Below are 1,019 nucleotides of genomic sequence, written 5' to 3'. Positions count from 1 at the left end.
CCCCGCCCTCGTCGTCCCCAACGACCTGGACCTGACCTACGCCAAGATCCGCTTCGACGACGCCTCCCTGGAGACCGTCCTGCGCGGCCTGTCCGGCATCCCCGACGCGCTCACCCGCGCCGTGGTGTGGAACGCGCTGCGCGACATGGTCCGCGACGGCGCACTCGCCCCGGCCGACTACCTGGCGACCGCCGCCGCCCACCTGCCCGAGGAGACCGACCTCGCCCTCGTCCAGGGCGTCCTCGCCTTCGCCACCGCCCACGTCGCCGACCGCTACCTCGCCCCCGGCCGGCGGCCCGCCGCGCTCGCCACCCTCACCGAGCTGTGCCGCGACCTCATCCGGCGCACCGAGGACGGCGACCACCCCGGCCTGCGCCTGATCGCCGTACGCCACCGCATCGACACCGTCGCCCACCCCGACACCATCGCCGCCTGGCTCGCCGACGGCACCGTCCCCGGCGGCCCCGAACTCGACCCCGAACTGCGCTGGCGGATCCTGGCCCGCCTCGCCGCCCTCGGCGCCGTCGACGAGACCGACATCGCCGCCGAACTCGAACGCGACCCCAGCGCCACCGGCCGGGAAGGCGCCGCCCGCTGCCGCGCCGCCCTCCCCGACGAAGCCGCCAAGGCCCGCGCCTGGAACGCCATGTTCGGCTCCGACACCCAGGCCGACCTGTCGAACTACCTGTTCACCGCCACCGCCCAGGGCTTCTGGCAGCCCGAACAGGCCGACCTCGTACGCCCCTACGTGGCCCGCTACTACCAGGACGCCGTGGCCGTCGCCGCCCGCCGCGGCCCCGCCATCGCCGAGGCCGCCGGCCGCTGGGCCTTCCCCGCCCACGCCGTCGACGCCGAGCACCTGGAACTCGGCGAGAAGTGCCTGAGCGAGGCCGACCCGATCCCCGCCCTGCGCCGCAAACTCGTCGACCAGCTCGACGACCTGGCCCGCGCCCTGCGGGTCCAGCAGGCGTAACCCGGCCCTCGGGGGTGCCGCCGGCCCCGGCGGCACCCCCGAGGGC

General features: G+C 76.3%; 1 protein-coding gene. It reads left to right on the top strand.

Annotated elements, in window-relative coordinates:
- On the top strand, positions 1–973 hold a 973-nt coding region (locus B7L92_RS37445; RefSeq protein WP_174704081.1), incomplete at its 5' end, for an ERAP1-like C-terminal domain-containing protein.
- Positions 974–1,019 lie beyond the last annotated feature (46 nt).

The sequence above is a fragment of the Streptomyces viridosporus genome (genome assembly GCF_002078235.1).
Taxonomy (GTDB): Bacteria; Actinomycetota; Actinomycetes; order Streptomycetales; family Streptomycetaceae; genus Streptomyces; species Streptomyces viridosporus.
Note: the sequence above shows the minus strand (reverse complement) of the source record. Positions and strands in the feature narration are given on the sequence as shown.